General features: G+C 40.0%; 11 protein-coding genes and 1 pseudogene. 8 read left to right on the top strand and 4 right to left on the bottom strand.

Features of this window, described 5'->3' with window-relative positions; translation table 11 throughout:
* Window positions 1-51 precede the first annotated feature (51 nt).
* Together parC and A7A69_RS09410 are read left to right on the top strand one after the other, a co-directional pair.
* Window positions 52-2,271, top strand: coding sequence for a DNA topoisomerase IV subunit A (gene parC, locus A7A69_RS09415; RefSeq protein WP_152877186.1), 2,220 nt, complete (start codon window positions 52-54; stop codon window positions 2,269-2,271).
* 146 nt (window positions 2,272-2,417) lie between these two features.
* Complete coding sequence (locus tag A7A69_RS09410; protein ID WP_120370601.1) at window positions 2,418-4,097, top strand: long-chain-fatty-acid--CoA ligase; 1,680 nt, start codon at window positions 2,418-2,420, stop codon at window positions 4,095-4,097.
* Between the two features lie 51 nt (window positions 4,098-4,148).
* On the opposite strand, the gene A7A69_RS09405 is transcribed toward A7A69_RS09410, so the two are convergent.
* Window positions 4,149-4,535 (bottom strand): hypothetical protein, encoded by a 387-nt coding sequence (locus tag A7A69_RS09405; RefSeq protein ID WP_152877184.1) that lies wholly within the window; start codon window positions 4,533-4,535, stop codon window positions 4,149-4,151.
* A gap of 115 nt (window positions 4,536-4,650) precedes the next feature.
* Here A7A69_RS09405 and A7A69_RS09400 point away from each other — a divergent pair, with 115 nt between their 5' ends.
* Both A7A69_RS09400 and ppa read left to right on the top strand, forming a co-directional pair.
* Window positions 4,651-5,049 carry an MAPEG family protein gene (locus A7A69_RS09400; protein ID WP_120370603.1) on the top strand — a complete coding sequence of 133 codons (399 nt, stop codon included), beginning with the start codon at window positions 4,651-4,653 and terminating at the stop codon, window positions 5,047-5,049.
* 156 nt (window positions 5,050-5,205) lie between these two features.
* Window positions 5,206-5,733 (top strand): inorganic diphosphatase, encoded by a 528-nt coding sequence (gene ppa / locus A7A69_RS09395; protein ID WP_120370604.1) that lies wholly within the window; start codon window positions 5,206-5,208, stop codon window positions 5,731-5,733.
* Between the two features lie 77 nt (window positions 5,734-5,810).
* Here the strand turns inward: ppa and A7A69_RS09390 are convergent, their stop codons facing one another.
* A complete protein-coding gene (locus A7A69_RS09390; protein ID WP_120370605.1) occupies window positions 5,811-7,106 on the bottom strand; it encodes an OprD family outer membrane porin in 1,296 nt (431 codons plus the stop codon).
* A gap of 650 nt (window positions 7,107-7,756) precedes the next feature.
* Here A7A69_RS09390 and A7A69_RS09385 point away from each other — a divergent pair.
* Window positions 7,757-8,569: a TorF family putative porin gene (locus tag A7A69_RS09385; protein ID WP_187349210.1), complete on the top strand. Its 813-nt coding sequence runs from the start codon at window positions 7,757-7,759 to the stop codon at window positions 8,567-8,569.
* Between the two features lie 48 nt (window positions 8,570-8,617).
* On the opposite strand, the pseudogene A7A69_RS09380 reads toward A7A69_RS09385, so the two are convergent.
* A pseudogene (locus A7A69_RS09380) lies at window positions 8,618-10,102 on the bottom strand (YifB family Mg chelatase-like AAA ATPase).
* Between the two features lie 68 nt (window positions 10,103-10,170).
* Complete coding sequence (locus tag A7A69_RS09375) at window positions 10,171-10,398, bottom strand: accessory factor UbiK family protein (protein ID WP_120370608.1); 228 nt, start codon at window positions 10,396-10,398, stop codon at window positions 10,171-10,173.
* A gap of 276 nt (window positions 10,399-10,674) precedes the next feature.
* Between A7A69_RS09375 and glnK the strand changes: the two genes are divergently transcribed.
* The 3 genes from glnK (at window position 10,675) to nrdR (ending at window position 13,063) form a co-directional block, all read left to right on the top strand.
* Window positions 10,675-11,013, top strand: a complete 339-nt coding sequence (gene glnK / locus A7A69_RS09370; protein ID WP_004656379.1) for a P-II family nitrogen regulator — start codon at window positions 10,675-10,677, stop codon at window positions 11,011-11,013.
* A gap of 61 nt (window positions 11,014-11,074) precedes the next feature.
* Window positions 11,075-12,478 (top strand): ammonium transporter, encoded by a 1,404-nt coding sequence (locus A7A69_RS09365; RefSeq protein WP_152877182.1) that lies wholly within the window; start codon window positions 11,075-11,077, stop codon window positions 12,476-12,478.
* 117 nt (window positions 12,479-12,595) lie between these two features.
* Window positions 12,596-13,063: a transcriptional regulator NrdR gene (gene nrdR, locus A7A69_RS09360; RefSeq protein WP_005001774.1), complete on the top strand. Its 468-nt coding sequence runs from the start codon at window positions 12,596-12,598 to the stop codon at window positions 13,061-13,063.

The following is a 13,063-nucleotide window of genomic DNA, read 5'->3' as shown; positions in this document are numbered from 1 at the left end:
GCCACTTAGCATAAACACGAATAGAAAAATTGATCAGGATTATTCCCAAATATGTCCAGCCTTGCGCACCATGCGACAGAAAACCGCTCCGTTGCTGAATTTACTGAACAAGCCTATCTGAATTACGCTATGTACGTAATTATGGATCGTGCCTTGCCTCATATTAGTGATGGTTTAAAGCCTGTGCAGCGACGTATTGTCTATGCCATGAGCGAACTTGGTCTAAAGCATAGTGGCAAACCAAAAAAATCAGCACGTACAGTCGGTGACGTTCTGGGGAAATATCATCCGCATGGTGACTCGGCTTGCTATGAGGCGATGGTACTTATGGCACAGCCGTTTAGTTATCGTTATCCTTTGATTGAAGGTCAAGGTAACTGGGGTTCTCCTGATGATCCAAAATCATTTGCAGCTATGCGTTACACCGAAGCCAAGCTTTCCGCTTTTAGTGAGTTATTACTCAGTGAACTGGGTCAGGGAACATGTGACTGGCAGGATAATTTTGATGGTTCAATGAAAGAACCTGTCAATTTGCCTGCTCGTGTACCTAATATTTTGTTGAATGGTACGACGGGTATTGCAGTTGGAATGGCAACTGATATTCCACCGCATAATTTACGAGAGGTCATCAAAGGCACGATTGCTCTAATTCGTAACCCTGAAACATCGGATGAAAAACTGGCTGAATATATTCCAGCACCAGATTTACCGACTAAAGCTGAGATTATTACACCACGGGATGAACTACTCAAAATTCAGACAACAGGTCGTGGTAGTTATCGTGTCCGTGCAATTTATCACATTGAAAAAGGTGAAATCGTCATTACTGACTTGCCTTATCAAGTGTCTGGTTCCAAAGTCATTACCCAGATTGCCGATCAAATGCAGGCAAAAAAGCTCCCATTGGTAAGTGATATTCGTGATGAGTCTGATCATACCAATCCAACTCGATTAGTCATTGTTTTACGTTCTAATCGCGTTGATGCAGAAACGGTCATGAGTCACCTGTTTGCGACCACGGATCTTGAATCGAGTTATCGTGTGAACCTAAACATGATCGGGGCAGATGGTCGCCCCCAAGTCAAATCGATTCGACGTATTTTGTTGGAATGGATTGATATCCGAAAAGCAACGGTCACTCGCCGCTTACAATACCATCTGAATAAAATTGAAAAACGCTTACACATCTTGGCAGGTTTGCTAATTGCTTATCTGGATATTGATACGGTCATTCGCATCATCCGTGAAGAAGATCAGCCTAAACAAGAGTTAATGGCACATTTTGGTATTGATGAAATACAGGCAGAAGCCATTTTAGAATTAAAGCTAAGACATTTGGCTAAACTCGAAGAAATGGAAATTCGCCGTGAACAAGACGAACTGGAAGCTAGAGCAGCGGTGATTCGTGAACAATTGGGTAATCCAGAGTCACTTAAAAATCTAATTATTAATGAACTCAAAGAAGATGCGAAAAAGTTTGGTGATGACCGTCGCTCTCCAATCGTTCAGCGTGAAGATGCGGTGCAAATCCGAGAGCAGGATCTTATGCCTGCCGAAACAGTGACTGTGGTTTTATCGGAAGCGGGTTGGATTCGCTGTGCTAAAGGCGCAGAGGTCGATGTGCATAACCTCAACTATCGGGCAGGTGATCAATACTTAAGTCATGCGATAGGGAAATCCAACCAACGTGCCTACATCTTGGATGAGACAGGACGCAGCTACGCGTTACCCATTAGTAGCCTACCATCTGCTAGAGGTTCTGGTGAGCCTTTAAGCTCGAAATTATCCCCAGCTACGGGTGTTTCATTTATTCAAGTTTATATTGGTGATGATGAACAAGAGCTGATTGTTGCCAGTAACACAGGTTATGGCTTTAAAAGTCAGGCTAAACAACTGGATACAAATGCCAAAGCAGGTAAAGCATTTTTGACTGTACCTGAAAAGGCTGAGGCATTACCGCTGCTGCCTATTCAGGATGCAACACATATTGCGATACTGAGTTCCGCAGGGCGTTTATTGATTATTGAAATGTCAGAGTTACCAATACTCAATAAAGGTAAGGGTAACAAGTTGATACAACTTGATAGCAAAGAACAAATTTTATCCATGACAGCCTTGAATTTAAATGAAATAATTCAGGTGGTTGCGGGACAGCAACAATTAAAATTAAAAGGTGATGATCTCCTCAAGTACCTAGGTAAGCGAGCAACGAAAGGACAACTCTTACCACGAGGATATCAAAAAGCAAATAGACTGTTGATTCAGAGATAGTTCTGGCATCTGCTGCGATATATAGGCTATATATAGCTTATATTCGCGGAAATGAATGCAGTGTGTAGAGCAGACCAGTTAAAACAAGACTCTCGCATTGATAAACAGTTTTGATTTAAGGATTACTGATTGGAGATAATGGCGTTATGGAAAAAATATGGTTTGCTGAATACCACAGAACAGGGATTCCAGAAACAGTAGAATTACCCCCAGAAAATACTTCATTAAATGACGTTTTTGAGCGTAATTTTCAAAAATTTGGTTCACGTGATGCTTTTATCTTTATGGATAAAGTCATGACCTTTAGTGAGCTGGAAGAAGCAAGCCGTAAATTTGCTGCCTATTTACAAAGCTTGGGTTTGGCAAAAGGTTCGCGTGTAGCGGTCATGATGCCAAACGTATTGCAATATCCTGTGGTTGCTTTAGGTGTATTCCGCGCGGGTCTGGTACTTGTCAATGTCAATCCATTGTATACAGCACGTGAGCTTGAACATCAGTTGAATGATTCTGGTACAGAAGTTTTGGTAATTATTGAAAACTTCGCCAGTGTTTATCAAAGCATCATTGGTAAAACGCCAGTGAAACATGTAGTTGTCGCTTCGGTTGGCGATATGCTAGGGACATTAAAAGGAACGCTGGTCAATTTTGTATTGCGCAAAGTGCGTAAACAAATTCCTGACTGGAATATTCCAGGTCACATTAAGTTTAATACTGCGTTGAATAAAATTAGCCCAAACAGCTACAAACGCCCATCCTTGACTTTAAGTGATACCGCTGTCCTCCAATATACAGGTGGTACAACTGGCGTATCTAAAGGCGCTGAACTTACGCATCGTAATCTTGTCGCGAATTTGTTGCAATGTGATGGCATTTTCCAAAGTAAATTTGGTGCGAAAGATGGCGATAAAAATGATCGTATTTTTTGTGCGCTACCGCTTTATCATATTTTTGCTTTCATGGTCTGTGCCATGTATGGCATGTATAAAGGACAGGCAAATGTTCTTATTCCTAACCCGCGTGACTTACCTGGCGTGATTAAGGAATTGCGTAAATATCAGCCATCGTTCTTCCCTGCTGTAAATACTTTGTTCAATGCATTGGTTCATAATGAAGAATTCAAACAGCTTGACCATAGTAAACTGAAAATGGCGATGGGTGGTGGTATGGCGGTACTTCCGTCAACGGCTGAAGCTTGGAAAAAGATTACAGGCACTAACATTATTGAAGGTTATGGCTTGTCTGAAACTTCTCCTGTTGCAACAGCGAATCCACCTGCATCAGAAGAGTTCAGCGGTACGATTGGTATCCCATTACCATTAACTGAAGTTGCGATTTTAGATGATGATGGCAATGAAGTTGCGTTAGGGGAACAAGGCGAAATTTCGATTCGTGGCCCGCAAGTCATGAAAGGTTATTGGAATCGTCCAGATGAAACCGCTAAAGTCATGACTGCTGATGGTTTCTTCCGTACGGGTGATATTGGTGTAATGGACAGCCGTGGTTATGTCAAAATTGTAGACCGTAAAAAAGATATGATTTTGGTGTCTGGCTTTAATGTTTATCCAAGTGAAATTGAAGAAGTCGTAGCAAAACATCCAAAAGTTCTTGAAGTTGCAGCAATTGGTGTACCTGATGAAAAATCAGGTGAAGTACCTAAGCTGTTTGTAGTGAAGAAAGATCCTTCACTCACGACCGAAGAAATTTTGAGTTTTGCCAAAGAAAATCTAACAGGTTATAAACGCCCACGTTATGTGGAGTTTATGGATGAATTACCAAAATCAAATGTCGGTAAAATCCTGCGTAAAGATCTGCGTAAAACTGCATAATTCCTGATGTGAGAAAACGCCTGAATGTTCAGGCGTTTTTTATTTCCAAAATTATGATGCAGACTTCATAAACCAGCGATCAATATAAGGTCGGCCAATTCCAATAATAAACGTAAAAAATAACATCGCGCCAAGCTGTAAGCGAAGCGCAATTAAGTTAAATTGTCCAAAGCTTAGATAATTATCTAATCCACAATACACGACCAAAACCAATAACCACAGCCATAAAGTTTGACGCTTAATGCCCACTGCAATAAAAGCAATTGTCAAAATTACAAAGGTGCCTAAGGTTGACTGCCAGTTGAGATTGGCGCAAATGACACTGAGTAAAAAGGCAGTCAGCGGCAGAACAATCTTGAGAATGCGATCAACCTTTAATTGGTTTTGGCGTTGTTTGTCCAAAATACTGAACATTTGATCTTGATCAGAATTGCTCATGTAGGGTCTCGCTTGATCGTCTTATTTATAAAAACATACTATTTAAGCGAATTTCCATACAAAACACCATGCTATGATAAGGCAATTTAAATAAATACATCTTGAGAACGAGATTATGCAGGGCATTAATGGCATTATTTATCTAATTTTGGCAGCATGTCTGTTGCCTTATGTATTCACCATTATTGCCAAGCTGAGCGCGGGGTTTAAGCCCAAAGACAATCAAAACCCACGCCAATTTCTAGCACAAAGCACAGGCGTTGCTGCACGTGCCAATGCTGCACAGCAAAATAGTTTTGAAAGTTTACCGTTATTTATTGCAGCCATACTCATGGCTGAATATATGGTATTACCCCAAAGTATTATCATGACTTTTGGCTTAGCCTATTTGTTTTTACGCATTCTTTACGGAATATGTTATCTGATCAATTGGGCCACTCTACGCTCAATTATTTGGTTGTTATCTATGCTTTGTCCAATTTCACTTTTGATTTTGGTTATCCGTTTATTATAAAAAACGAAATTCATTTTGGTGAGATATGCAGTTCAAATTGGTCGGGAACTTGAAAAAATCCTTTGCCAAATTGTATAAACGACGCAGTTTGATCCAGAAAACCGTTATAATCGTCGCGATTTAAATTCTGATTTAACCGTTAAAAAGAGTGTTGCTATGAGCTACAACAATATCCCTGCGGGCAAAGATGCACCAAATGATATTTACGTTATCATTGAAATTCCAGCAAATGCTGCGCCAATCAAATATGAAATTGATAAAGATTCAGATGCGTTATTTGTAGATCGTTTTATGGGTACAGCGATGTTTTATCCAGCGAACTACGGTTATGTGCCAAATACATTGTCAGAAGATGGTGATCCATTAGACGTATTGGTGGTGACGCCTTATCCTGTTGTAGCAGGTTCTGTGATTCGTTGCCGTCCTGTAGGCAAATTGAATATGGAAGATGATGGCGGAATCGATGCAAAATTGATTGCTGTTCCACATGAAAAATTATCACCACTTTATAAAGACGTAAAAGAATATACGGATCTTCCACAACTTTTGATTAATCAGGTTGAACACTTCTTTGCTCACTATAAAGATTTAGAGCCAGGGAAGTGGGTGAAAATCAGTGGTTGGGAAGGCGCTGATGTTGCAAAAGCAGAAGTTATTAAAGCTATTGAAGCTGCTAAAAAATAAGTTTTATTCTGAGTAATAAAATGAAAAACCCTACATTTTAATGTAGGGTTTTTTTGTATCAGGTTGGTTTTAACCGATTAGAAGAATTTAATCGGGAAATCAACAAAGATACGCCATTCGTTAGTATCACCAATATAGGCATTGGTTTGATATTCATCGCTAGCACGATAAATTGAATTACGCACACGGATATTTAAATCTTTGGCTGGACCTGTTTGGACTTTATAAGAAACCTGATTGAAGAACTCGCGTTCTTTGGCATCATCAGTCAGGTTATTAACACGGATATCCCAGCCATAAACATAAGCTGTTGTCCATGATAGACCTGGAACAGCTAAAGCGCCAAAGTCATAAGTGTATTGAAGCTGTACCGATTTTTCGTGATTACCAATAAAGTCAGACAGGTATGAATTTGGCAGATAAATACTTTGACCACCATCGCCATTTTGACCATAGTCATAGCCAACATTGCCTGTATTTTGTTGGTAAGCCAACATACCTGTATGTGGGCCAGTGTTATACGTTGCAGATACCGCCCAGATATTATTTTTCTTGTCTTCATCTGCTGGACCAGTCGCAGAATATGTTGTACCTGGTTCAAACTTGGTGTGGTAGCCACTGAAGTCATATGTCAATGAATCTTTATTGGCAAGGGTTTGCTTATAATTGACATTGGCATAATGACGTTCAAGTTTGTCTTTAAGATCAGCGCCATAATAAGAAGCTTTTAACTGATCATTAAATTGGTATTTTGCACCCCAGACATAAGCACGATCTAAGTGATTCTGGTCAGAAGCAATATGTTCAGGTAATTGGTTTTTTGTAAATTTACCCGCAACCACTTCCAAGTTTTTAATTTCGTGGCTAGTGATGAGTGTACCTTCAAAGTATTCAGGTACGTTACGTGTCGTCATACTGGCAAGGACAGGTAAATCTAGAATTTGTGTACCATAAGTTAAAGTTGTGTTTGATGCACGGGCTTTGACATAACCACCACCTCGTGTCCATTGGTCGTATGGATCTACACGACCATTCGCATCTTTTTGTCCATCATTTTTTAGCGCTATCATGCTGTTACCTGCATGATAGTTATCGCCTAATTTAAAAGAAAAATCACCCACAACACCCGCTGCAAAACCGACAGGACCTTGTGTAAAGCCAGACTCAAGATTCAGCATGACTGATTGAAGCCATGAATTAGTATCATGAACGCCATCTTTTTTATCGCGTTGAATAAAACCGTTGCGTAAAAGAACTGATGCGCTAGCACCTTCAACAAAACCTTTTGCTTCACTTTGTTCACTTGCATACGCTGAGGAAATAAGGGCAGCGTTAACCAAAACTGCTAAAGTAAGCTTTTGTGCTTTTAGCATGGAATACCTCAAAAATAAATCTAAATGGGTTTCTAAGAAGGACTCAGAAAATGAACAAATTGTATAGATAATCTATAGAAAAGATATCATTTTCATTAAATTATTTTACTAATGTATATATGCAATTTAGAAATAGCATGTTTTTAGTTAAGTTTTTTTGCTTATTTTGGTTTTATTTTTAAGTTAAATTAAATAAAAATTTATGCACTTAAATTATGCACATTAATTGCACAACATTCTAAAAAGACCCAAAAAAGAGCTATTCCATATTTTTTGTTACATACCAACTTGTGACTTTTTAAATTATTGCTTCGATTCGTCATGATGAGCAGATGCAATGGATATCTTGTGTCTTTATATAAAATTGATGCCAACTAGCTTCAAGTGAATAGAGTTTTTACGCGTTTTTTTTCCATACTCATCTATATCGGTGTGTCGGCCATGATTGAAACATTAATGTCATATTAATCTACTATATGAATTCAATGAAATTTTATTGTGAAAGAGTGTGAAGCATGATTTGTGATTTTCACCCAGAATACATAAAAAAGATGAGATGCATAAAAGTTGGCATAGCATTTGCTAAATCTAAACCGATGCAATTTAAAACACATATCCGTCGGAGTAATCCGATTATGGGGGAGATCAGAATGAAAAAATTTGCATGTAAAGCAGTTGCTTTAGGAATATTAGCAGCAGGTTCAACAGGTGCAATGGCTGAAGATAAACCATCAATTGCAGGTTTTTCTGTTGCTGGTAATGTCGCAGCAACTACAGATTATCGTTTCCGTGGTGTAACTCAAAGTTCCAACAATCCAGCAATTCAAGGTGGATTTACCATTAACCATGAATCAGGCGCTTATCTTGCTCTTTTCGGTTCAAGTGTTGACTTTGGAATTGATGGCAACTCTACTGAAACTGATGCAACTTTAGGTTATGCAAGCTCTTTCAAAGCAACTCCAAACTACAGTATTGGTTATGATGTGGGTGTAACTTACTATGGTTACATTGGTGCAAAATCTAACTTTACCAATCCTTATAATGATAAAACAGGTCTGAATTTTACTGAATTTTATGCAAAATTAATTTTTGCTGATTCATTATTTAAAGGTGATAGCATTACTACGATGGTCACATATTCACCTGATTATTGGGGTCGTACTGATGACTTCTGGTATTTCAATTTAGGTTATAGCGCACCAATTGCAGATACAGGTTTTACGGGTATTGCTTCTGTTGGTTATAACAAACTCAAAAATAAAGATTCTTTAAGCATAGTTGCAGGCGGTCCAGGCGAAGACGATAGTTATATCGATTACAAATTCGGGGTACAATACAATATTTTAGGCGTTACGGCTGAACTCGCGGGTGTTGGTACGGACGTTAGCACATCAGGTATGACTGATGCAGGTAAAAAACCATATGATTTGGGTGCAGTATTGACTCTGTCTAAGTCCTTTTAAGCTTTCTATATTTAAAAATGCCTCAATTTTGAGGCATTTTTTTATTCATCATATTGTTTGTCGATAAGACAACGCTTCTGATAAATGTACACTTTGAATATTGGAGCTTTGTGATAAATCGGCAATGGTTCGTGCCACACGTAAAATACGATGATAAGAACGCGCCGATAAATTCATACGTTGTTGCGCCACTTCCATCATTTTTTGTGCAGTTGAATCCAATGCAGCATGTTGAGCCAACTCTTGTGGCGAAAGAGCAAAATTGGCTTTTTGCTGCCGATTGATTTGAGTATCATAAGCTGCAATCACACGACTGCGAACCGTCATAGAGTCCTCAACAGGTGTCGTGTCTTGTAATTCATTGACCTGTAATGGAGGAACATCAATGTGCAAATCAATTCGATCTAACAACGGCCCTGAAATTCGATTTTGATAACGTTTAATCGAATCAGGTGAACATTGGCAACGGCTATCCTGATTAAATGCATATCCACATGGACAAGGGTTCATCGCAGCAATGAGCTGAAAATTTGCAGGAAAAGTGATTTGTCTGGATGCACGTGAAATTACAATTTCTTTGGACTCAAGCGGTTGACGCAAAACTTCAAGCACTTTGCGATCGAACTCAGGTAGCTCATCTAAAAATAAAACGCCTAAATGTGCCAGCGTAATCTCACCCGGTTTCGGATGAGAGCCACCTCCGACCAATGCGATTGCGGAAGCCGTGTGGTGGGGTGCTCTGAATGGGCGTAAGCCAAAATGATGTTGATTATTGGCAATTGAATAAATACTCGCAACCTCAAGATTTTCCTGTGTTGACAGGGGCGGCAAAATACTAGGTAGGCGTGAAGCTAATAATGTTTTACCTGTACCAGGCGGCCCTTTAAACAACAATGAATGTCCGCCAGCGGCTGCAATTTCAAGCGCACGACGTGGACGCAATTGTCCTTTTACATCGATTAGATCATATTTATAAGGCTGAATATTATGGGTGTTTTGTGTGGTATGTGGGGCAATTGATTGTATTCCTAGAAAATGTTCGCAGACCTGTTTTAAGTGGTTGGCTGTATAAAGCTTAAATACAGAAAGTTGTTCAACCTGCTTAATATTGTTCTGAGGAATAAAAAGTTGATGTTCAGCTTGTTGACAAGCCATCGCAATAGTTAAGGCACTGGTCACAGATCTCAAATGCCCATCTAGTGCTAATTCTCCAATAAATTCAAAACCATTGGTGCAATCTTCAGGTAACTATCCAGAAGCAATCAAAATACCTAAAGCAATCGCTAAATCCAAGCGTGATCCATCTTTAGGGAGGTCAGCAGGTGCCAGATTAATGGTCAGGCGTTTGGTTGGAAATTGAAAGCCACTGTTAATTATTGCTGAACGTACCCGATCTTTACTTTCGCGGACTGCTGCCTCAGCTAGTCCTACAATGGTGAGAGAGGGAAGTCCCTGACTTAAATGAACCTCAACTTCAATTAAAGGGGCGTGTAATCCCAATACCCCGCGTGTCAAAATTTTTGCAAAAGACATTTTTATGATGTTCCATTATGGTGCTTTATTTTTAATCGTTTTAAATTGTTTATGCGCTAAATTGGTGCTTATTTTTTGTTCTGAATCATGCTTTCTAGAATATTCATTTGCTCCTGCAATTGACTTAGACGTTGATTGGCATTTTGAAGCGCTATCCGCTGACGATCAATTTCCTGTTTGGAAACTAAATCCAGTTTTTCCACAGCTTCATTGAGCAAAGCTCTTAAATTATTTTCAAGGTCTTTTTTAGGTTGGTCGACTTGTTCTAGGATCGCCTGTAATAATGTTTCAATCATGTGATATCCGTGTAAATAATATGATCCATATGCAGTTTACCACTGCTTTTGTATTGACCCTAGTGCTCTCCGATTAATCAATAGATTTTTATAGTGAAATTGCGAAAACAAGGCATAAAAATGTTTAAATTAAAGGAGGATACTACATCTTGCGCCACAAATAGGTTATAAAGACAACTATCAAGCCGACGATTTCTTTTTCCCCAACCTAAGAAATATTGGCATGAAAATTGAACATAAAACCTTACTGGTGAAATAAGCCGAAGGAAAACAAACATGAAGCTCGTAACTGCTATTGTAAAACCATTTAAGTTGGACGATGTGCGTGAAGCACTTTCTGAAATTGGTGTTCAGGGGATTACTGTCACTGAAGTGAAAGGTTTTGGCCGTCAAAAAGGTCATACAGAACTGTATCGTGGTGCAGAGTATGTCGTTGACTTTCTTCCAAAAGTCAAAATTGAAATTGCAATTAGTGATGAAATGGTTGATGCGGTCATCGAATCAATTACTCGTGTTGCTAGCACAGGCAAAATTGGTGACGGAAAAATCTTTGTAACTAATCTGGAACAAGTGATCCGTATACGTACAGGCGAAACTGGTCCAGACGCTGTTTAAGTGTTGGCACAAAGTTTGCTGAGTATGGAATAACTCACAAAATTTAGGTTGGGGGATACAAATGAAAAAAATGCTTTTAGCACTAGGTTTATCCAGTGCGCTTTTAGGCGGAACGGCCGCGTGGGCTGAAGAAGCCGCATCTACACCAGCAGCCGAAACAATGACTGTTGTGACCACGACAGAAGCTCCTGTTGCATCTGCGGCTGTTGCGACCACTGAACCAGCAGCTCCTGCTGAAGCAGCTCCAGCACCAAAGCTTGATACTGGTGATACAGCATGGATTCTGGTGTCGACTGCATTGGTCTTATTAATGACTATTCCAGGCTTGGCATTGTTTTACGGTGGTATGGTTCGTAAGAAAAACGTGTTAAGCACCATGATGTTTAGTCTTTCAGCTGCCATTCTTGTTAGCTTGATCTGGGTGATTGCAGGTTATTCACTGGCTTTCTCTGGAACAGGGGCCTATTTTGGTGACTTGTCAAAAGCCATGTTAAATGGTGTAGCTTTTGATGCCTTAAGTGGAACAATTCCAGAAACATTGTTCGTTATTTTTCAGATGACTTTTGCGATTATTACAGTTGCCATCATTAGTGGTTCAATCGCAGATCGTATGAAATATTCAGCATTCATGTTGTTCATTGCAGTTTGGGTTTTGGTGGTATATACCCCAATTACTCACTGGGTATGGGCAACCGATGGTTGGTTATTTAAAGCAGGTGCACTCGATTTCGCGGGTGGTACAGTTGTTCACATTAACTCGGGTGTTGCAGGTCTTGTTACCGCTTATATGTTAGGTAAACGGATTGGCTTAGGCAAAGAGTCAATGGCTCCGCACAATTTGACACTTACAGTTATTGGCGCAAGTTTGATCTGGGTGGGTTGGTTTGGCTTTAACGGTGGTAGTGCATTAGGTGCAGGCGCACGTGCAAGTATGGCAATTTTAGTGACTCAGGTTGCCGCTGCTGCTGCTGCTTTCTCTTGGTTGATTGTTGAACGTGTGGTTCGTGGCAAAGCTTCTGTACTTGGCGGTGCTTCTGGTGCGGTTGCAGGTCTTGTTGTGATTACACCTGCGGCAGGTTTTGTCGGTGTTGGTGGCGCTCTGATTATGGGGCTGATCGGCGGTGTGGTTTGCTTCTGGGGAATTACTGCCTTGAAACGTATGTTGAAAGCAGATGACGCACTGGATGCATTTGGTCTACATGCTGTAGGTGGTATCGTCGGTGCAATTTTAACAGGCGTATTCTACAGCGATGAAATTATTAAAGCTGCTAATGTTGCACTTGCACCTACCTTTGCGGGTCAATTATGGGTACAACTTGAAGGTGTCCTTGCAACAATCATTTATAGTGGTGTGATGACATTTATTATCCTTAAAGTCATCGATTTGATTATAGGTATCCGTGTATCGCAAGATGATGAACGCATGGGACTAGATTTGAGTCAGCATGGCGAACGTATTGAATAAGTGAATTTGAATTAAAAACAGCCCAAAGTGGCTGTTTTTTTGTTTATGGAGAGATGATTTAGTCTTTGTCCAATCTTTGCTACACTAGCCCTAAGAATGAATTCATTTTGAGCTGCTATGCATTGTCCTTTCTGCAACGCCGCAGACAGTAAAGTCATCGATTCTCGTCTTGCTGCTGAAGGCTGTCAAATTCGTCGCAGACGTGAATGTCTCCATTGTGGTGAACGCTTTACGACTTTTGAAAGTTATGAAGTGGTGATGCCGCGTGTGATTAAATCAAACGGTAAAAATGAGCCTTTTGATGAGGCTAAATTACGCCGTTCACTCATGCATGCCTTACAAAAACGCCCTGTTACTCAAGAGCAAATTGAAACGGTTTTGAGTGACATTCAATTACAAATCAGACGCTTGGGTGAGCGTGACGTTAAGTCTCGTAAGATTGGTGAGGTTGTGATGCAGGCATTATTTGCACTGGATCATGTCGCTTATGTTCGTTTCGCTTCGGTCTATCAGGACTTTCAGGATGTCGAAGCGTTTCGTCGTCAAATTGAACAAATGCAGCAGCGTGAACACGAACATGACTAA

Source organism: Acinetobacter guerrae (assembly GCF_009372255.1).
Lineage (GTDB): Bacteria > Pseudomonadota > Gammaproteobacteria > Pseudomonadales > Moraxellaceae > Acinetobacter > Acinetobacter guerrae.
The sequence above is the reverse complement of the archived record's forward strand: the minus strand, read 5'-3'. Positions and strand labels throughout refer to the sequence as shown.